At 55.6% G+C, this 19,772-nt stretch carries 21 protein-coding genes; 9 read left to right on the forward strand and 12 right to left on the reverse strand.

What is annotated here, in order from left to right; translation table 11 throughout:
- The first annotated feature begins 71 nt into the window (after window positions 1-71).
- Complete coding sequence (locus SK54_RS12250) at window positions 72-338, forward strand: putative hemolysin (RefSeq protein ID WP_003856935.1); 267 nt, start codon at window positions 72-74, stop codon at window positions 336-338.
- Window position 339: 1 nt separating this feature from the next.
- On the opposite strand, the gene hslJ is transcribed toward SK54_RS12250, so the two are convergent.
- The 4 genes from hslJ to SK54_RS12270 all read right to left on the reverse strand — a co-directional run bounded on the left by hslJ (window position 340) and on the right by SK54_RS12270 (window position 3,439).
- Complete coding sequence (gene hslJ, locus SK54_RS12255) at window positions 340-777, reverse strand: heat shock protein HslJ (RefSeq protein ID WP_015570436.1); 438 nt, start codon at window positions 775-777, stop codon at window positions 340-342.
- Between the two features lie 123 nt (window positions 778-900).
- A complete protein-coding gene (locus tag SK54_RS12260; protein WP_017382264.1) occupies window positions 901-1,029 on the reverse strand; it encodes a DUF2474 domain-containing protein in 129 nt (42 codons plus the stop codon).
- Complete coding sequence (gene cydB / locus SK54_RS12265) at window positions 1,029-2,039, reverse strand: cytochrome d ubiquinol oxidase subunit II (protein WP_048247276.1); 1,011 nt, start codon at window positions 2,037-2,039, stop codon at window positions 1,029-1,031. Before cydB ends, SK54_RS12260 begins: the two co-directional genes overlap by 1 nt.
- Before the next feature lie 5 nt (window positions 2,040-2,044).
- On the reverse strand, window positions 2,045-3,439 hold the full coding sequence (locus SK54_RS12270) for a cytochrome ubiquinol oxidase subunit I (protein WP_032671196.1): 1,395 nt from the start codon (window positions 3,437-3,439) through the stop codon (window positions 2,045-2,047).
- Between the two features lie 393 nt (window positions 3,440-3,832).
- Between SK54_RS12270 and SK54_RS12275 the strand changes: the two genes are divergently transcribed.
- The 3 genes from SK54_RS12275 to patD all read left to right on the forward strand — a co-directional run bounded on the left by SK54_RS12275 (window position 3,833) and on the right by patD (window position 7,092).
- The gene (locus SK54_RS12275; protein ID WP_017693360.1) at window positions 3,833-4,021 is read left to right on the forward strand and encodes a cold shock small protein YmcF; all 189 of its coding nucleotides are present in this window, start codon (window positions 3,833-3,835) and stop codon (window positions 4,019-4,021) included.
- 82 nt (window positions 4,022-4,103) lie between these two features.
- Window positions 4,104-5,528: an aminotransferase-like domain-containing protein gene (locus SK54_RS12280; RefSeq protein ID WP_048247278.1), complete on the forward strand. Its 1,425-nt coding sequence runs from the start codon at window positions 4,104-4,106 to the stop codon at window positions 5,526-5,528.
- Between the two features lie 139 nt (window positions 5,529-5,667).
- A complete protein-coding gene (gene patD / locus SK54_RS12285; RefSeq protein WP_048247280.1) occupies window positions 5,668-7,092 on the forward strand; it encodes an aminobutyraldehyde dehydrogenase in 1,425 nt (474 codons plus the stop codon).
- 35 nt (window positions 7,093-7,127) lie between these two features.
- Here patD and SK54_RS12290 read toward each other — a convergent pair whose 3' ends face one another.
- Genes SK54_RS12290 through SK54_RS12300 form a run of 3 tightly spaced genes read right to left on the reverse strand, consistent with a single transcriptional unit; the run spans window position 7,128 to window position 8,021 of the window.
- A complete protein-coding gene (locus tag SK54_RS12290) occupies window positions 7,128-7,310 on the reverse strand; it encodes a DUF1869 domain-containing protein (RefSeq protein ID WP_003856955.1) in 183 nt (60 codons plus the stop codon).
- Window positions 7,311-7,313: 3 nt separating this feature from the next.
- On the reverse strand, window positions 7,314-7,667 hold the full coding sequence (locus SK54_RS12295; RefSeq protein WP_003856958.1) for a TehB family protein: 354 nt from the start codon (window positions 7,665-7,667) through the stop codon (window positions 7,314-7,316).
- A gap of 27 nt (window positions 7,668-7,694) precedes the next feature.
- Window positions 7,695-8,021: a TehB family protein gene (locus tag SK54_RS12300; protein WP_048247282.1), complete on the reverse strand. Its 327-nt coding sequence runs from the start codon at window positions 8,019-8,021 to the stop codon at window positions 7,695-7,697.
- Window positions 8,022-8,264: 243 nt separating this feature from the next.
- Between SK54_RS12300 and SK54_RS12305 the strand changes: the two genes are divergently transcribed.
- Window positions 8,265-8,438 (forward strand): GhoT/OrtT family toxin, encoded by a 174-nt coding sequence (locus SK54_RS12305; protein WP_003856960.1) that lies wholly within the window; start codon window positions 8,265-8,267, stop codon window positions 8,436-8,438.
- Window positions 8,439-8,524: 86 nt separating this feature from the next.
- Window positions 8,525-9,283: an alpha/beta fold hydrolase gene (locus SK54_RS12310; protein ID WP_017693363.1), complete on the forward strand. Its 759-nt coding sequence runs from the start codon at window positions 8,525-8,527 to the stop codon at window positions 9,281-9,283.
- A 33-nt stretch (window positions 9,284-9,316) separates the two neighbouring features.
- On the opposite strand, the gene SK54_RS12315 is transcribed toward SK54_RS12310, so the two are convergent.
- Genes SK54_RS12315 through SK54_RS12325 form a run of 3 tightly spaced genes read right to left on the reverse strand, consistent with a single transcriptional unit; the run spans window position 9,317 to window position 15,811 of the window.
- Window positions 9,317-11,491, reverse strand: a complete 2,175-nt coding sequence (locus SK54_RS12315) for a virulence factor SrfC family protein (RefSeq protein ID WP_048247284.1) — start codon at window positions 11,489-11,491, stop codon at window positions 9,317-9,319.
- The gene (locus SK54_RS12320) at window positions 11,488-14,469 is read right to left on the reverse strand and encodes a virulence factor SrfB (protein ID WP_032619621.1); all 2,982 of its coding nucleotides are present in this window, start codon (window positions 14,467-14,469) and stop codon (window positions 11,488-11,490) included. The genes SK54_RS12315 and SK54_RS12320 overlap by 4 nt, the downstream gene beginning before the upstream one ends.
- 4 nt (window positions 14,470-14,473) lie before the next feature.
- On the reverse strand, window positions 14,474-15,811 hold the full coding sequence (locus tag SK54_RS12325) for an SrfA family protein (RefSeq protein WP_032648417.1): 1,338 nt from the start codon (window positions 15,809-15,811) through the stop codon (window positions 14,474-14,476).
- Window positions 15,812-16,093: 282 nt separating this feature from the next.
- On the opposite strand from SK54_RS12325, the gene SK54_RS12330 reads away from it, so the two are divergent.
- Both SK54_RS12330 and SK54_RS12335 read left to right on the forward strand, forming a co-directional pair.
- The gene (locus tag SK54_RS12330; protein ID WP_048247286.1) at window positions 16,094-17,692 is read left to right on the forward strand and encodes an ABC transporter substrate-binding protein; all 1,599 of its coding nucleotides are present in this window, start codon (window positions 16,094-16,096) and stop codon (window positions 17,690-17,692) included.
- A 101-nt stretch (window positions 17,693-17,793) separates the two neighbouring features.
- The gene (locus SK54_RS12335; protein ID WP_017382275.1) at window positions 17,794-18,027 is read left to right on the forward strand and encodes a YdcY family protein; all 234 of its coding nucleotides are present in this window, start codon (window positions 17,794-17,796) and stop codon (window positions 18,025-18,027) included.
- A gap of 3 nt (window positions 18,028-18,030) precedes the next feature.
- Here the strand turns inward: SK54_RS12335 and SK54_RS12340 are convergent, their stop codons facing one another.
- Window positions 18,031-18,480, reverse strand: a complete 450-nt coding sequence (locus SK54_RS12340) for a DMT family transporter (protein WP_015570448.1) — start codon at window positions 18,478-18,480, stop codon at window positions 18,031-18,033.
- Window positions 18,477-18,995 (reverse strand): GNAT family N-acetyltransferase, encoded by a 519-nt coding sequence (locus SK54_RS12345; protein ID WP_015570449.1) that lies wholly within the window; start codon window positions 18,993-18,995, stop codon window positions 18,477-18,479. Before SK54_RS12345 ends, SK54_RS12340 begins: the two co-directional genes overlap by 4 nt.
- A gap of 148 nt (window positions 18,996-19,143) precedes the next feature.
- On the opposite strand from SK54_RS12345, the gene SK54_RS12350 reads away from it, so the two are divergent.
- Complete coding sequence (locus tag SK54_RS12350) at window positions 19,144-19,719, forward strand: helix-turn-helix domain-containing protein (RefSeq protein ID WP_017382277.1); 576 nt, start codon at window positions 19,144-19,146, stop codon at window positions 19,717-19,719.
- The last annotated feature ends 53 nt before the right edge of the window (window positions 19,720-19,772 follow it).

Below are 19,772 nucleotides of genomic sequence, written 5' to 3' on the forward strand. Positions count from 1 at the left end.
ATCCGCTCTCGACGATGCGGCGCGTGATGCCTATTATGCATAGGTTTCGCGTTAATTATGGGGAGGAAGGTATGCGTTCAGCATTTTGGGTCGGATGTGCCGCGTTACTGTTGTCGGCATGCAGCAATGAACCTGTACAGCAGGCGACAGCGGCACACGTTACGCCAGGTATGCGGGCGGCTATGTCCAGTTCAGGTCAGGCCAACTGCGCAATGATCGGCGGTTCACTCTCCGTTGCCCGTCAGCTCGATGGCTCCGCCATCGGCATGTGCGCATTGCCAAATGGCAAACGCTGTAGTGAGCAGTCGCTTGCCGTAGGTTCGTGCGGAAGCTACTGAGTTATTCAACTCGCTTAAACATCAATGTTTTATTGGCTGTCGCCAGGGTTAACTGGTCTTCGGTCAGGTCTACCTGTGCCCCTGTGCGTAGCATATCGGCGATGGTCTGATCCAGTTCATTTAGCTGCGGCTCGGTGCAGAGTTTCCGCGTCATTGCCAGCGTTTTGACCGTCAACTCTCCTTCGGACAGTTTCCCCTGGCCGTTGAAGCCGTTGCACATTGTGCCGGAGACGACAATGTTGTTAATCAGGCTGATATTGGGTTGCGCACTGAAGCGAATTTCAGGCTGGGTTTTCCCGCCTTTAACCGCTTTGCCATCCACATTCTCCAGAACGAAACGATGATTCTCTAGCTGTTCGGTCTGAACGGAGGCTTTACCAGGATTAACGCATCCAGCCAGTGCGAGGCTGATTAAACTTACTGCCGCGAGCTTTTTCATTTTTTTTCTCAAACTATCAATACCGTAAATATTTTTTCAGTGTAACCATACCCTCCTGGGTGTTAATGGGGTTTATCTGAAAGTGCGGGAAGGGACCGGGCGGCGGCGCACCCGGTCAGTGAGTTAGTGCGATTTAAATCCGGCTGCGGTCATCAGCATTTTAAAGAGCATACTTACGCAGGCCAGCGCCAGAACGCTGCCGCCCCAGATGATGGCAAGCCACATCAAACGTTTCCATACAGGTTGTTGCATCAGTGATAACCCTCCCCATGCTGTACTTTTCCGCGAAAAACGTAATAACTCCAGAAGGTGTAGACCAGAATCACGGGAATGATCAACAGTGCACCCACTAACATAAAGCCCTGGCTTTGGACTGGCGCAGCGGCCTGCCACAGGGTAATGTCCGGCGGGATAATATGCGGCCAGATGCTGATCCCAAGCCCGCTAAAGCCAAGAAAAACCAGCCCTAATGTCATAATAAACGGCAGAGTATGGCTCGCAGGATCGTTCAGGCAGCGCCACTGGCACAGACTCAGGATCGCAACCAGCGCAGGCACGGGCAGCAGATAAAACAGATTCGGCAGCGTAAACCAGCGCGCAGCAATAGCTGGTTGGGCGAGAGGGGTCCAGATACTGATTACTGCAATGAATACCAGAATCAGGAGCAGAAGCACTTTCGATACCTGACGCATCCGCTGTTGCAGGGCATTTTCGCTTTTCATTACCAGCCACGTTGAACCTAGCAGCGCGTAAGCCACTACAAGACCCGCACCGCAGAAAAAATTGAACGCGGTAAACCAGTCAAACGGACCACCGCTGTAAGCGCGACCAGTGACGCTGAACCCATGGATGACCGCGCCGACGGTGATGCCCTGGCTAAAGGTCGCCACAATTGATCCGCCAATAAAGGCCTTATCCCAGAACGGGCGGTGCGCCGGAGTGGCCTTGAAGCGAAATTCGAAGGCGACGCCACGAAATATAAGCCCGATCAGCATTATTGTCAGTGGAATGGTTAGCGCGTCGATGATAACCGCATAGGCGAGAGGAAAGGCGCCAAACAGGGCCGCACCGCCAAGTACCAGCCAGGTTTCGTTGCCATCCCAGACGGGAGCCACGCTATTGACCATCACGTCGCGGTCGTCCGCATTCGGCGTTGCCGGAAACAGGATGCCTATCCCCAAATCAAAACCGTCCATCACGATATACATCAACGTGGCGAAAACGATAATCACGAACCAGATAATGGAAAGATCGATACCCATTACGGTTACTCCTTAAATTCAGTGGTTACGGCAGAAAGCGGACGAGCAGGGCGGCCATCGGATTCAGTCGCGAAGGATCCATGGTGCTGCGGCCCTTTTTTAATCAGACGCACCATATAGCTGTAACCCACGCCGAATACCGCGGTATAAACCACGAAGAAGGCCAGCAAACTGACGCTCATGTGCAGATCGCCATGCGCGGAAACCGCATCCTTTGTACGCTGTAGACCATAGACGACCCAGGGCTGGCGGCCGACCTCCGTTGTTACCCATCCGGCGAGGATCGCGATCAGCCCGGACGGCCCCATCAGCAGGGCAAACCACAGGAAGGAACGTGAGGTATAAAGGCGCTGTTTATAACGCAGCCAGATTGCCGTCACGCCCAGGAGCAGCATCAACATTCCCAGGCCGGCCATGATGCGGAAAGACCAGAAGACAATGGTGGCGTTCGGGCGATCTTCTTTTGGGAACTCCTTCAATGCCGGAACCTGTTTATCGAGACTGTGGGTCAGGATCAGGCTGCCGAGAGCGGGAATTTCCAGGCCAAAACGGGTCCGTTCCTGCTCCATATCCGGCCAGCCAAACAGCAGCAGTGGAGTAGGCTCACCCGGCGGATTCTCCCAGTGGCCTTCAATGGCGGCTATTTTCGCTGGCTGGTGTTTTAAGGTATTAAGCCCGTGCATATCCCCCACCAGCGCCTGGACGGGGGCCACGATCAACGTCATCCACAACGCCATGGAGAACATGGTGCGAATAGCGGGCGTATTGTTTCCGCGCAGCAAATGCCAGGCCGCGGAGGCACCGACAAACAGCGCGCTGCTGAGAAATGCCGCTATCGACATGTGCAGAAGGCGGTAAGGGAAGGAGGGGTTAAACACCACGGCAAACCAGTCCACCGGAACGACCTGACCGTTGATGATTTCATACCCTTGCGGTGTCTGCATCCAGCTGTTTGACGAGAGGATCCAGAACGTAGACATGAGGGTCCCCAGTGCGACCATGCAGGTCGAAAAGAAGTGCAGCCCCGGCCCGACCTTATTCCAGCCAAACAACATTACTCCGAGAAACCCCGCCTCAAGGAAGAACGCGGTAAGCACTTCATAGGTCAACAGGGGGCCGGTAATACTGCCCGCGAACTGGGAAAACCCACTCCAGTTAGTGCCAAACTGATAAGCCATCACCAGGCCAGAGACCACGCCCATCCCAAAGTTGACGGCGAAGATCTTCGACCAGAAATGGTACAGCGAGCGCCAGACGGGATTTTTTGTTTTCAGCCACAGCCCTTCCAGCACGGCGAGATAGCTCGCCAGGCCAATGGTTATCGCCGGAAAAATAATATGAAAGGATACGGTAAAGGCGAACTGTATTCGCGCAAGATGAAACGCATCTAAACCAAACATGCACTGCCTCAATGTTAAACGGTGTACTGTTATGATAGAGAGGCGGCAAATGAGATATCAGAAGCAGAATTTGATAAATTTTCTATAACAGTTGTGGGAAAAGCTGAATTTTATCTGGCTGATATAGTTAACAAGGAAGAATAAAAAATTTCTTTTTATGATTTTTACGCATTAAACAGCTTGCTTTGTCGCCAGCAACATGCGTTAATGGATTTCTGGTTTTGAATCCAAATAAATATCTGACGTAGTTTTATAAAGCAGTTCTCATCACGTTGTGCCTCTCCGCAGCCTCTCTTGGGTCTTTATCTACATTCCGATTAGTTTTGTATCGAACCATTTTTTGCCTGATCGGCTCATGAGTAATTTACGTTTTTACGTTCAAAGGAGAATCCTATGACTTCTTATATCCATTTCCGCTGCCCATGCTGTCATGGCTCGCAGTACCGCACCTCAGCTTTTGATGTGTCTGACAAAAATCCGTTCGGCGCGAAATGCATTTTCTGCAAATCGTCGATGATCACGCTCGACCACCTGGCCGCAGCGCGTTCTGCTCAGAATCACATTACAGAGTACCGCAAGTAATCTGCCGCGTTTCCTATAACAGTTAGCAAAATCTTCTCTTTTTCTCCTGCTGATATACACTGTCAGCAATAAGGAGAATCTGATGAAAAAATACCAGCGTCTGGCGCAACAAATTATCTCGCAGATTGAGCTTGGCGTATGGTTGCCGGGCGATAAGCTACCTTCTCTGCGAGAGCAGGTGGCAAGCAGCGGCATGAGTTTTATGACCGTGGGCCACGCGTATCAGATGCTGGAAAGTCAGGGGCGCATTGTTGCCAGACCGCAGTCAGGCTATTACGTTGCCGCCCGCCCGACCACACACCAGCCTGCACCGCCCGCGCAGGTGATGCGCGATGAAGTGGTCGACATCAACACCTATATTTTCGACGTGCTACAGGCCAGCCGCGACCCCTCCGTTGTCCCTTTTGCCTCGGCATTTCCCGATCCGCGCCTTTTCCCGCTTCAGCAACTCAACCGATCGCTGGCTAACGTCAGCAAAACGGCTACCGCCATGAGCGTGATCGAAAACCTGCCGCCGGGTAACGTCGACTTACGTCATGCCATTGCCCGTCGCTACGCTCAGCAGGGAATGAATATCTCCCCGGATGAAATTGTGATCACCGCGGGCGCGCTTGAGGCGCTCAACCTCAGTTTGCAGGCTGTGACTGAACCAGGGGACTGGGTTATCGTTGAAAACCCCTGTTTTTATGGCGCACTCCAGGCGCTTGAACGTCTGAAACTGAAAGCGCTGTCGGTTGCCACTGACGTGCGTGAGGGCATCGATCTCAGTGCCCTTGAGCAGGCGTTAAATGATTATCCGGTGAAAGCCTGCTGGCTGATGACCAACAGTCAGAACCCGCTCGGCTTCACGCTGAGTGCAGAGAAGAAAGCTCAGCTGGTGGCCTTACTCACCCGGCATAACGTCACGCTGATTGAAGACGATGTTTACAGCGAACTCTACTTTGGCCGCGAAAAGCCGCTTCCGGCAAAGGCCTGGGATAAGCAGGATATGACGTTGCACTGCTCCTCATTCTCCAAGTGTCTGGTGGCCGGTTTCCGTATTGGCTGGGTGGCGACGGGAAAACATGCGCGCCGTATTCAGCAGTTGCAGCTGATGAGTACGTTGTCCACCAGCTCTCCCATGCAGCTGGCGCTGGTGGATTACCTGGCGACCAAACGTTACGACGCCCACCTTCGCCGTCTGCGACGCACGCTTGCTGAACGCAAACAGCAGGCCTGGCAATCGCTTTTGCGTCATATGCCTGCCGGCGTCAAAATCCATCATAACGACAGCGGCTATTTTTTATGGCTGGAACTGCCTGAACAGCTGGATGCGGGGCGGTTGAGTGAGAAGGCGTTAACCCATCAAATCAGCATTGCGCCCGGCAAGATGTTTTCCACCTCCAATATCTGGACACCGTTTTTCCGTTTCAATACCTCATGGGGCTGGGGCGAGCGGGAAGAGCAGGCGGTCATCCAGCTGGCGGGGTTAATCCGCGAAATGATGCTGCACCCAGTCACACCTTGATGAAAATTCCTGAAGCGACATAACGCGCAGTCTACCTTTAGTAAGGGAGCGCGGATTGGTAACGTGACGTTGTCACGTTTCTGCCCGCCAGAACGTGTGCTGACAGCGAAAACAATGTCGATTTCAACAGGACGATGCTATGCAAAATCAATTGCTGATTAATGGTGAACTGGTGACCGGCGAAGGTGAGAAGCAGGCGGTTTATAATCCTGCCACGGGTGAAGTGCTGCTGGAGATTGCTGAAGCGTCGGCAGCACAGGTGGACGCTGCCGTCCAGGCTGCCGATCGCGCGTTCACAGAGTGGGGACAAACGACGCCGAAAACGCGCGCCGAATGTCTGTTGAAACTGGCTGATGTGATAGAAGCCAACGCTGACGCGTTCGCAAAAGTGGAGTCCCTTAACTGCGGGAAACCGCTGCACTGTGTTCAGGGAGATGAGATCCCGGCCGTGGTCGATGTGTTTCGCTTCTTTGCCGGGGCCGCCCGCTGCCTGAACGGGCTGGCTGCCGGAGAATACCTCGAAGGACATACCTCAATGATCCGCCGCGACCCGGTTGGCGTTGTCGCCTCTATTGCGCCCTGGAACTACCCTCTGATGATGGCGGCGTGGAAGCTGGCGCCCGCGCTGGCGGCGGGAAACTGTGTCGTCATCAAGCCGTCTGAAATTGCCCCGTTGACGGCGCTGAAGCTGGCGGAACTGGCGAAAGATATCTTCCCGCCAGGCGTGCTGAACGTGCTGTTTGGTCGCGGAAAAACCGTAGGAGATCCGCTGACCGGCCACGAAAAAGTCCGTATGGTTTCTCTCACCGGCTCTATTGCTACCGGAGAACATATTATCGGGCATACCGCATCTTCAGTTAAACGTACCCATATGGAATTGGGCGGAAAAGCCCCGGTCATTGTCTTTGACGATGCAGATTTGGATGCCGTGGTTGAAGGCGTGCGTACGTTTGGTTTCTACAATGCTGGTCAGGATTGTACCGCAGCCTGTCGTATCTATGCCCAGAAGGGGATTTACCCCGCGCTGGTCGAAAAGCTGGGCGCAGCCGTTGCCAGCCTGAAAATGGGCGCGCCGGACGATGCGTCAACCGAGCTGGGACCGCTCAGCTCCGCAGCGCATCTTTCCCGCGTTTGTGCTGCCGTGGACGAAGCCAAAGCCCTTGGACATATCCGCGTCGTCACCGGTGGCAATAAAAGTGAGGGGGCAGGATATTACTTCCAGCCAACGCTGCTGGCCGGGGCGAAGCAGGAAGATGCGATCGTCCAGCGAGAAGTGTTTGGCCCGGTGGTCAGTGTGACAGAATTTGAGGATGAAGCGCAGGTGCTGAACTGGGCTAACGATTCGCAATACGGCCTGGCCTCGTCCGTCTGGACAAAAGACGTCGGACGCGCCCATCGCCTCAGCGCACGGTTGCAGTATGGCTGCACCTGGGTCAATACCCATTTTATGCTGGTGAGCGAAATGCCGCACGGCGGGATGAAGTTATCCGGTTATGGCAAAGATATGTCGGTCTACGGACTTGAGGATTACACGGTAGTCCGGCATGTAATGATCAAACACTAAACCTTCATGCCCGGCGCAGTGCCGGGCGATTCAGCTTACCAGCCACAGACCTCGTGTTCATTTTCCGTATCGTAGGCGCGAACGGTGTTCACCAGATCCTTCACGACATCTGCCGCGACGTCCGGGATCAACAGCTCCATTGGCGCTTCTGTTTCATAATCCACCGACACGCCGTTGCTGTTGTTGGTGACGGTCACGGTATAGGTAGCCTTACCCATTATTTACTCCTTATGCGTGTTGACCACTTTACCGATGCCCGCACCGCTGAGCGTGACGGCAGGATCCGCGAAAAAGTCGATATTAAAATAGGTGTCGTCGGTCAGTAGCTCAATGCGGTGCCATTTTTGGGGTGGGGAGATGCCAAAAGAACCGGCCTCAATGACCACTTCCAGATCGGGTTCGGTGGCGTCGCCATCGGCAAAGCCAAAGTAACGCACTGCACCCTGCATGACGGATAACCGACCGTACACGCCGGCTTTGGTGTTGTGATGGGTAAAAAGCGCTTTTGGGGCGGTCTCTTTATTCCAGAACGGCGTCGAGCGGGTATGAACAAAGTTTTCAGGAATACGTAACATAATAGTTTCCTTCATGTTGGCGGGCGCTTAAAGGGACTTAAGCATCTCAGGTTCAACAAAGAATTCAATATTGAACAGGGTGTCGTCGGTCATCACCTCAATGTGGTGCCATCTCTCTGGCGGGAAAACGCCGAAACGACCCGCTTCAATGACGAGCTCGCTGTCAGGCTCAGGTGTAAATTCATCAGCATAGCCCAGATAACGCACTGCGCCACGCATCACCGACAGGCGAGGGTAAACGCCCGGACGCGTGCCCGTATCCAGGTGGCGTTTAAAAATGCCGGCGGGGGCCGTTTCTTTGTTCCAGAAAGGCGTGGAACGGGTGTGAATGCAACTCTGCGGAATGCGTAGCATGTTTCCTCCCTTAAAAGCCTGCTGGTATTAAACTGCTTTCTGAGGGGATGGATTTATCAAAAAGTGCATTTAATATGCACCTTATCAATAATAACCGTTTTCCTTTACCCGGCGTTGTTACACAAGGTACTCAGTTGTTATTATCCTTAGTATTTAAGTGGTTATGATGTAACGAAAAAACTTGATCTGTGTCAATATATGACGCATATTGCGTGCGGTTATTTTTCGGCTCAGGTAAACAGAATGACGTTGTATCAAAAGATGTTGGTGTTCTACGCAATCATGGCCTCCATCTGCGCATTAATCACCTGGTTCCTGTCTAAAGATCGTAAACGTATTCGCCTGTTGAGCGCATTCCTGGTGGGTTCCACCTGGCCGATGAGCTTTCCTGTTGCCCTGTTGATCTCTCTTTTCTGAAGCACGCTTCCAGAATCGGCATCCAGCCATAGCATTCCATACATTGATGCTGTATAAATATACAGTCCGTCATACATGGAGTGCTTATGAACAGTTTCTATTCGCAGCAAGCAGGCTGCACTGTGCGCTGGCAGGATCTTCCCGGTTTCGGTGACCCGGTTGTGTTTATCCACGGGTTGGGCTGTGCATCGTCGTATGAATATCCTCGTATTGTCTGTGATACCCGTTTCGGGGGGCGCAGAGCCATTCTGATCGATCTTCCCGGTAGCGGTTACAGTGACAAACCTGACAACTACCGTTATCGCACGAGCGAACAGGCGCAGGTGGTGGTTGAACTGTTAAACCATCTCGCCCTGGATAGTCTCTGGCTGTATGGTCATAGCATGGGGGGGAGTATCGCGATCGAAACGGCAGCACTGTTAACGTCGCGCGTTAAGGGCCTGATAGTATCTGAACCCAATTTTCATGTGGGTGGCGGGATGTTCAGCCGAGCAATTGCGGCCCAAACGGAACAACATTTTCTGGAACAGGGCTATGATGACATGCTGCGGGCGGAAACGTCGCCGTGGGCTGGAAGCCTTCAAAGCAATGCCCCCTGGGCCGTCTGGCGCGGCGCAACAAGCCTGGTCGAGGGCGTTAAACCTGACTGGGCACACCTGTTCTTGTCATTGAGCTGCCCGGTAATGTTAGTTTTTGGTGAGCGATCCCTGCCTGATGACGATTTTAATCGCCTGCAACAAAACGGCGTTGCTGTAAAAATTATCCCTGATGCGGGCCATTCAATGTCCTGGGAAAACCCGTCAGCGTTGGCTCAGGCTTTGTCTGGCTTCATAAACGGCTCATGAAGGGGTAGCCCGCATTGCTGCGGGCTGCAATGATTAAGACAGCAGGGCAGACAAGGCTTTCCGCGCAGCAGGCTGAACGTCATACGGGCACTGATAATCCACGTTTTCAATCGCGCGGGTGTAGAGCGCAACCAGCCAGTCATAAACATAGGCTGTCGCCGCATGGACAGGCTGCTCGCCAAGTCGGGTAAGACGGGGTGAAGCGCTGCTCACAACTGGCGTCACAAAAATTGGCTGACCTTTGCGGATCCGGCTTGCAGGCCGTTCAGAAACGGGCGTCATTTCATAGCCAAGCCAGCTAATGAAATTGCCTGTCGCGGCATGCAGCTGCGCGGCACTGCTTTTATCTTTTTCTGCAATGCGTTGCAGTTGCAGCGGCAGATCCAGTCGGTAGCTGGTAACGATCAGCACATCCGCAATCTGCTGTAATACCTCTGCGTCCAGGCCCAGACGGGCAGCCGCCGCGTCGTTGCGACTCCACTGACGAAGATGGTTAACCCACACGTTATGGGCCAGCCGCGCCTTGTCTTTGGTCTGCAACGCGCCTGGATTTTCCTGCGTCTCTTCCGCAAACAGATCGATAACATCGTTAAACAGGCCGTTGACCTGTTCCTCACGAGGCTGGTGAACGGTCAGCAGCGTCTCAAACGCGTTTAACGGCGGCAGAAGTCCCTCAAGCAGTTCACCATGACGAGCGGCACTGCCTTGCAGCGTTCGGACCATTTTTTCGGCCTGTGCCCGCCCTGCGCCTGGCTCCTGAGTGAGAGGCGCGACATATGGGCGAATCAGCGTCGACAGCGACTCTTGTAACAGCCTGTTCAGCGCGCGGAGACGCTTCTGGCGCTGTGCCGGCAGGGTAGCCTGCGACAGCCACTCAATCACCCGCTGCATGCTGTGGGTATCGAGCGCCTGGAGCGTGCCCCAGCGCAGACCCGGCTGGCCCAGCAATTGCTGCACCGCTTCGTCCAGATTCTGCTTTGTGGTAAACCGCGCATCATGAGGGGTAATGGCCCAGACCAGCCCCGGCAATGCGGATTCTTCAACCGGCTGCGTCTCTTTGACCCAGTTTTGCAGGAGCCTTGCCGTTTTCGCGGTCTGCTGGTGGTGCGCCGTTGCATTGCAGATAACCAGGACATCCGGCTGAATGTGCTGACGATAATGCTCCAGCAACCACAGGCATTTTGCCTGCATCATCAGCGGCGTGTTTTCCTCAGAAATGGCAGGGATATCAATGATGTCAACGTTATCCAGCACGCAGTTCTCAACGGGCAGCACCACTTCGCGGGTCAGAGATGCCAGTACATCGACGGGCAGGCTAATGGCGTTAAGCAGCTCGCCGTTTTTTACCGGATGAAGCAGTGTTTCCTGTGCTTCCGGCACGGTAAACGCCCCGTGCGTAAGGAAGCCTTCGCAGGGCAGACCAAAGCTGTCCACCAGCAGACTCAACGGCGCCGCAAGCGCGCTGGCATGGCTGGTTTGATGCAGCACCTGGGCGAATTTAAGCCACTGCTGGGTTAACTCCTGCTGCTCACCCCACAGCAGAGACCAGACGCTGGCGCGGGTGCTGAGATCAAGCGACGGAACCAGCAGGGCAAACTGGTGCCACAGGGCATCATCAATATGCTGCTTAGCGCCGGGTACTACGCTTTGCCAGAACCGGGCAATGGTCGCGACTTCCCGCGCCGTCATTCCCGGCACGCTCTGCGGTTGACGCAGTGCACGCCACTTCTCAAGCCGGGCTTCAATCACCAATTTATCCACCGCGCGGATCTGCGGATCCAGCGTGGTGCGCGCGATAAACAGCTGCACCAGCTCGGCCTCCGTTACCAGGCGCAGGCGCAGGGGAAACGCGTCGTCTGCGACCTCGCGGGACGCTCTGCTGAAACGCACGGCCATGTTGGTCGGTGCATGCCCGGGGTTAATATGCGAGAAGTAATCAAACGTGCGTTGACCCGGCGTAACGTTCAGCCGTTCGTCCCCGCTGCCGCAAAGAGCAGCCAGCAGGTGCGCTTTCGCGGCCTGCGAGTGGCCATATAAGCCGATACTGCCTTGGCTGACAAGGGCGCGATCGAGCGCCTCTTCACGCGCGCTTACTGCGTTAAGGCGGGCAAGCAGGGCGTCGGCTTCGTTATCCAGCATCGGGGCGTGCTGTCGCGTCTCGTTGATCCACCCGATTAAGGCCTGAGTGGTGGCAGTCGTCGCAGTCATTTGAGGTATACGCTCCCGCTGTCGATCCAGTAGTGGCTGCCGCTGTGTCGGCGATCGGCCAGAGTATTCAGTTTAAAGGTCAGGGCATCCGGCGGCACGGGCGTGCCGTCCTGTAGCCAGGCATCACTCAGCTCGAAAGATTCCGGGCCTTCCTGCTTAGTGCCGCCACGCAGCTTCAGGCGCACGTTCAGTACGCCGTCGCCCGCAATGGCTTTCGCCAGCTCGGCTGAGTTGATGCTCAGGGTATAGAGCGGCGTCGCGGGCCAGCGGGCATTGGCCAACTGCCGGAAGCCGAGCGTAACGTTGCCGCGCAGCGGGAAGTGCAGACGGGCGTCCAGTTTCGCGCCGGGTTTATCGAGGTCGATATCGTGATACCAGACGTTCTCGTCCCGCAGGGTATTGATCGTGTTATCCAGCACGCCCAGATAGCGCACCGTAGAATACGCGCCGATATCCGCTGCTTTAAAGTTAAAGCGCGGCAGACGAAGATCCAGCGCCAGGCTACAGAGCATCGCTCCCACCGCAGCGGTGGATTTCGGGTTGCCGATCCGTCCCTGCTGGCTGAACGGATACCATTCATGAACCTGGTATTTATCCAGCCAGACGATGCGGTTGACGGGCACCGGTTGCAGGTGGCGAATCAAGGCCTGAACGCCCGGCAGACAGCCCGGCCGTCCCGTGATAAGCAGGATATCGCAGCTGTAATGAGAGATCGCCTCACATACCGCATGAAGCGGGGCGGCAAGCGTGAACTGACCCGCCAGCATGGCGTCCCGCATCTCCCGGAAGCTGACGTGCAGCGGTACGCTGAACAGATCAAAGTGTTCTGAGCCGGCAGGCAACGCATGGTCGATCGCCTGCTGGAGATAATTCATCACGTTGCGCGTCGGTTTTTGCGCAAGCAGATCGCCAAAGGTGGCATGCAGCCCGGCCAGCGGATCGTCAACATCGCTCGATTCCCACGCCGCCAGGATCGCGTGACCGATCGGCATAAAGAGCTGAAGCGCCGTCTGCTGGCGCAGGACCGCCTGGGTATCGATCCGCCCGGAGTCGCCGAACAGGGATGCCATCAGCTGGGAGGCATCGGCTATGCCGGATTTCTGAAGCTGGGTTTGCAGGGCGGGCAGAACGTAGCGCTGGATCACGTCCAGCAGCGTGTCGTCGCCAGCGACCTTGAACCCTTCGCGGAACAGCAGCTGCGGGGTGATTTTGACGTTATTCCCGGAACCATCATCTAACTGATAGTGCGTGATGGCCATATCCGTCGTGCCGCCGCCGATATCAATCGAGGCCACGCGTAGCGCACGCCCCGGCTGGACGCCAGGCTCAGGCGCGCGATCCGGACGGGCGAGGGAGGCGAAAAAGGCCTCGGTCTGGCCACCAAAATGGGAAATGGCTTCGTTATACAGCCACACCAGCTGGCCGCAGCTGGCCTCGTCCCACTCCATCTGGATCTCAGGGACCGGCACCACGCTTTTTTCCTGCTGCTTGCGGCTGGCAAAATCTTCATCCTGCGGGTGCCAGCCCATCGCCTTCCAGACGATGGCGATGGCTTCGAACATGCGGCGACGGAAAATCTCGCGCTCCTGTTTCGGCATTGCCGAAGGCAGGGTGAGGATCAGCGTCCGCAGCTGGCGGGGAGAGGCCGGGAAGCCGAGCCGCAGGCGGGTGGCCACGCTGTTAATCTGGCCAAGCGCCTGAGCCAGCAGCTCGCAGAGCATGTGCGTCATCAGGGTGCTGCGGCTGTACTGCGGAGAGAACACCGGCAGGCGCTCATCCTGCGGCAGCGTAAAGAGCGGTTCCCCGTCGTCGTTCATCAGGTTCATCAGCGGAAACGCAGTTGCCAGCGGTTCGCGCTGGGTTTTGCTGTTCATCTGGCTAAAGCGCCAGTCCTGCACCACCGGCGTCTCGTCCCACAGATAGCGACGCGGGCTGGAGATGCCGCTGTTGCCTTCCGTGCCCAGACGCTGCATCGCCAGCTTACGCGCTTCATCACCCACGCGGACAATCGACGGCCAGACGAACGCATCCTCCCGGCCGCTTTCCACGGAGAAGTGCTGTTTGCCAAAACGCGCTTCAGAAAACTCAAGTCGGCTGGTAAACAGCGGCTCATTCAGGAACTGCGGCTCACTCAGAGATCGTACCTGAAGTTCAGCCGTCTGGCGCAGGCCGTCGTTGGCATCACCATGATCTTCAATAATCACGCCGCAGGTATGGGTGTTGCCTACGTCAAGGATCAAATCGACAGGAATAGCAGGGGTGCTCAGGGTATGGGTGACAAACTTCACTTCCGGCACGGTGAGTTGTTCACCGAGCATGGAGAGCAGGTTGAGCCAGTGCGCCTGATATTCAAAGCTGCGCATGGCCTGATGCAGCTCGCGCTCGGAGCGTTTTTCAACCCCGTCGGCAAACTGCGTGAAGGCTTCGCGCAGCCAGCCGTCAATCCAGGTCTGGTCGAGGAAACTCTCAACCTCACTGTCGCGCCAGGCGAGCGCGAAACGCGTGCCGTTCAGGATATCGTTTTCAACCGGCGACAGGGCAGACGTCGCATGCTCTGCAATCTGGCTGTCGAGCGCGACGGTGACCCGGTGCGTATTGCCAGCTGCGTCGGGCGTGGAAAGCTTTCGTACCTGGACGCGCGCCCAGTTATCCGGGCCTTCAACAAACGTCCGCGGCGGGTTAAAGCGCAGGAAAGGGATCGGCAGCCAGACGCCGTCCAGCACGGTCAGGGAGTCATGCAGTGGAATGGTGCTTTCAGGCTTGACCACTTCCGGCTGCCCGCCATCGGTGGCAGGGAGCGTGTACCGGCCGTTAACCAGGTCAAAATCCAGACGCAGCAGCGGGCCATTTGCTGTTTTACGCACGAAACGCCCGTTGCTGGCGGTGTCCTGCGGAGTCAGGCCAAAATCGAGAAACTGCACGCCGCTGTTAGCAATCAGCGTCACGCTCTGTTTATAGTCGCAAAGATTAACCAGCATAGGATCAGACACCTGCTTTCTTGAACGTCAGAGGAACGACGGTGTTGGCATCGTAACGTGCGGTGCATTCCGCCACATCGCTGGCACCTGCCTTACAGGTCACTTCCGGCATCGGATAGCGTGAACCGTCGGTGCAACGCGCGTTTCCGCGCGTTTTGATCAACAGCTCGCCGTTGCTGTGTAATCCGGAAAAGACGTCTACCCGGCAGACAATGTTGTCGCCATGCACGACCCGGGCGAAACCTTTATTGTTCTGGATCTGGTAGCGCAGCGACGGCGGTTTGCCGGTGAGCGGATCCTGCACATCGAGAAACGCGCGCCAGGTGCCGTTCAGGAAGCGCGTTAACCCCGCTTTGACCTGGTTTGCCTCCATCACCATCGCATCTTTCGGTATCGCGGTAATGACCACCGGTTCGGCTGCCGGGGCAGGCGTTTTCACCTTCGGCTCTACCACTTCGGCCTGGTGCAGCGGGAGTTTCAGTTCAAGCGGCTCAACCGTCTTTATGGGGGCCGGAGCAATGGCGACGGGTACTGGCGCTGGTGTGGCAACAGGCGCTGCGATCGGGGCCTGTTTTGGCCAGAGCAGCGGGGTGGCGATGGCTGCAATAATGACGGCGGCAACCGGCAGTAACCACAGGGGGGAGCGACGTTTTTTCTGTAAGGCCGCCGGTGCGGGCTCTGGCGGCGCGGCGTTCATGCGCACCGGCTCTGGCGTATACAGCTCATCGTCGGTGATACGGACGGTAGCCGCAGGCGTAATAAGCGGCGCGTCGGCCTGCTCAAAAGTCACCACCGGGGCCGGTTCTGGCTCCGGTTCAGGTTCAGGTTCGTTAATCATCTCGGGTGCAGGTTCAGGGATCAACGATTCACGCAGGCAGTCCAGCACGTCGTCGCGCGCGTTTTCGTTAAGGTTGACGAAGCCCCAGAAGCAGATCACCGGCTTGCCATCCACGAGGAAAACAAAGTTTTCACCGGGAAACTGAAAGGCTTTTGAGAGCAGAGAGCCAAACAGTTGCTGCGCCGTTTTCGGTGACTGAAGGCATTTTTTACTCAGCGACTCCACGCTGGCGAGCGTGTTTTCCAGATAGCGCAGGGCGCGATAACGATCATCTTCATCCGCCGCCTTCCAGCTGGAGACGGTTCCCTCAACCGGGGAGTACCAGTCAACGCGATCGCCGCCGTCGTTGACCTGAGGAATGGCCAGGCAATCAACAATAGCCTGCTGTTTGCGCAACCGAAGCGCTTCGCGGATTTGCAGCGCTGATTCAAAAACGGCCTGTCCGCCGCCGCCAACGGCCTGAAAATCATCCAGATTACCGCTGCGTAAAAGTGTTTTTGCCACGATTTGGTCCTGTAGACTTCTTCACGCCATTACTGTAACGAAACAGGTAAGCAAGCAAACGGCGGAGGAGACGACAAAAGGGACGATTTCTTGCGGCATTGATCGTGACGGTTGTGCTTGACGAATAATGAACCTTAAGGCAAATCGGTTTCTGCGGGCTGATGCTAAAACCAGCGAAATGTACGGCTTTAGAATAACCTGATAGTGATTCGTTATTTGTAAGGCCAAAACGTCTGTGCTGTTATTACTGTTCACTATAATAAAACCGAAAGGGTAATAACCATGTCTACAGGGAAAACCGTGCTCGCCCTCGCGCTGAGCGCGCTGCTACCGGCAAGCGCCGCATGGGCGGCAAACAAAGACACCATTATCTACTGCTCCGAGGCATCGCCGGAGTCGTTTAACCCGCAGATCGCCAGCTCTGGCCCCTCGTTTGTCGCCAGCTCGCAAACGCTGTATAACCGTCTGATTAACTTCGACCCGGTAAAAAACACGCCGGTGCCTTCTCTGGCCGAGTCGTGGACCATTTCGCCAGACGGCAAAACATACACGTTTACCCTGCGTAAAGGGGTAAAATTCAACAGCAATAAATACTTCAAACCGACCCGTGATTTTAACGCTGATGACGTTATTTTCTCCGTTATGCGTCAGAAAGACCCTAAGCATCCCTATCACAATGTTTCCCAGGGCAATTACGAATACTTTAATGACGTGGGCCTCGACAAGCTCATTCAGGATGTGAAAAAAATCGACGATTATCACGTCCAGTTCACGCTGAGCGAACCCAACGCGGCGTTCCTGGCCGACTGGGGAATGGACTTCGCCTCGATCCTCTCTGCCGAGTACGCGGACGCGATGCTGAAAAAGGGGACACCTGAAAATGTGGATACCTGGCCAATCGGCACCGGGCCGTATGTGCTTCAGCAGTACAAGGTGGATTCGCTGATCCGCTACGTCGCCAACCCGAACTACTGGGAGGGAGAGGTGCCGACCAAACACCTGATCTTCTCCATCACGCCAAACGTTGAGACGCGTCTGGCGAAGCTGCAAACGAACGAATGTCAGATCATTCCTGCGCCGTCGCCAGTGCAGTTTGAAGCGATCAAGAAAAACAAAGACCTGACGCTGCACTCGGTGGATGCGCTGAACGTGGGGTACCTGGCGTTTAACACGGAGAAAAAACCGTTTGATAACGTGCTGGTGCGCCAGGCGCTGAATTACGCGACGGACAAAAAGGCCATTGTGAACGCGGTCTTTATGGGGTCTGGTACGGTCGCTAAATCGCCGATCCCGCCGAACATGCTCGGCTTTAATAAAGACCTTAAGGATTACGGCTACGATCCGGAAAAAGCGAAAGCGCTGCTGAAGCAGGCGGGTCTGGAGAAGGGCGCGGAAGTGACCCTCTGGTCCATGCCGGTTCAGCGTCCGTACAACCCGAACTCGCGACGCATTGCGGAGATGATCCAGGCTGACTGGGCGAAAGTGGGCGTGAAGGCGAAAATCGTCTCTTACGAGTGGGGGGAATATCTCTCCGGCATGCGTAAAGGCGAGCATGATTCCGCGCTGTTCGGCTGGATGTCTGATAACGGCGATCCGGACAACTTCGCCGATGTGCTGCTGGGTTGTAACAGCATCAAAACCGGATCTAACGCCGCGCGCTGGTGTGATAAGGGGTATGATGAGCTGGTGCAAAAGGCCAAACTGACCAGCAACCCGGACGAACGTGCGAAGCTGTATGGCCAGGCACAGGAGATTTTCTACCAGCAGGCACCGTGGATTGCGTTAGCTAACGGCAAAACGTTCTACGCGACCCGCAGCAACGTGACCGGGTACAGCGTGAGTCTGATGGGCAGTGACTTCTCGAAAGCGAAGCTGAACTGATCGTATTCTTGCCGGGTGGCGGCTATGCCTTACCCGGCCTACAGTTACCACCCGTAGGCCCGGTAAGCGTAGCGCCACCGGGCATTTGGAAAGGAGTGACAATGTCACATTTAAACGATGTTATCGCCCGCGTCGATGCCGCCATCGAAGAGAGCATAATTACCCACATGAACGAACTGCTGATCGAATTAAGCGACGATGCAGAGCTCAGCCGTGAAGATCGCTATACCCAGCAGCAGCGCCTGCGTACCGCGATTGCGCATCATGGTAAGCAGCATAAAGAAGAGGCGGAGGCGCGCCATGCCCACCTCACGCAGGGTGGGACTATCCTGTAAGGGTTAAAACTGGCGCCGTGCCACCAGCCAGGCGCCGACCACCAGCATCACTGCGCCGCAGACCGGGCCAACCAGCGCCCTCAGGGGGACACCGTTGCTCTTGAGGATGTCCATCACCAGGCCGCCAATCAGCTGGCTTGCTACCAGCACGGCAATGGTCGTTGCCGCGCCCACATTCTGATACCCGCTAATACTGGCAAAGACAAAAAATGACCCCAGCAGGCCGGGGATCAACGTCCACCAGCGCACCGTTGACGCCAGTTCGCTAAACCCCGCCAGGCCATTTTTCACCAGCAAAATGCTGACAAACAGCACAATCCCCACCAGCGAGTTCAGCAGCATGGCGATAAGAATAGTGGAAGAGGATTGCGTAATGCGCACCATCAGGGTGTTTTGTACCACCAGCCCAATCCCGGCGGCCACCAGAAACGCTAACGTCAACGATTGATTCATGGCAGAGCATCCGGATCGCTGCGCTCATCGAGCTGGAGTTGCATAAAGGTTAAATCCAGCCAGCGACCGAATTTGGTTCCCACCTGCGGCATATTACCGGTGGTAACAAAGCCCAGGGTTTCGTGCAGATGAATCGACGCCTGGTTCTGCGCCTCGATACCGGCAACCATCACATGTTTACCAATCTGGCGGGCTTCCTTGATTAATTCCGTCATCAGCAGCCGACCGATGCCTTTGCCCTGGTGATCGGGATGAACGTAAACCGAGTGCTCCACCGTATGGCGAAAACCGTCGAACGCTCGCCAGTCGCCAAATGAGGCGTATCCCGTCACAACACCTTCTTCTTCACTGACCAGCACCGGATAACCCAACAGCGTGCGCGCCTCAAACCATGCAATACGGTTATCGGTGTCGACAGTTGTATCGTTCCAGATGGCGGCGGTGTGCAGCACCGCATGGTTATAAATTTCACCGATAGCGGCACAATCTTCTTTGCAGGCATGACGAACGATCATGGTTAACCTCTGGCTGTGTTGTTTACTATAGTAGTACGATTCACTCACAATATTACACAGTTCTTGTGTTGCATCGCTACGACAAAATCCCTATTTTTTTGTCACCAAACTGCCCCGAAAAACCATCCGTACACTATAGTATGACGTCATGAACACAATGACAGACAATATGAATCAACGCATTAGCGCCCGCATACGCCTTGAACGCGAGTCGCGGGGCTGGTCATTAAGCGAACTGGCCGAACGGGCAGGTATTTCACGCGCCATGATCCATAAGATTGAACGGGGGGACAGTAGCCCAACGGCGACGCTGCTTGCCCGGTTATCCGGTGCCTTCGGTATTAGCATGTCTACGCTCATTGCGCGCGCGGAAATGCAGGAGGGCAAACTGTTACGTCTGGCGAACCAGCCCGTCTGGCGCGATCCGCAAACCCACTATTTACGTCGTCATGTGTCGCCGCGCAGCGATATGCCTATTGACCTCGTCCAGGTGGAACTGCCCGCGGGCAGCGATGTGCCGATGCCCGCCTCCTCTTATGCGCTGGCGCGACAGCTGATTTGGTTGCAGGCAGGTGAACTGGTCTTTCTGGAGGGGGACACCCGCCATGAAATGAAGGCCGGAGATTGTCTGGAACTCGGGCCGCCGAACGACTGCCGGTTTATTAACGAAACGGATGAATCGTGCCTTTATCTGGTCGTGCGGCTTAATCAGTCCGGCTCATAATGCAAAGGCGATCCGCAGGATAACGTGCCAGACTTGAATGACATTTTCAGCTG

The sequence above is a fragment of the Enterobacter sp. MGH120 genome, from assembly GCF_001037725.1.
In the GTDB taxonomy this organism is placed as follows: domain Bacteria; phylum Pseudomonadota; class Gammaproteobacteria; order Enterobacterales; family Enterobacteriaceae; genus Enterobacter; species Enterobacter hormaechei_C.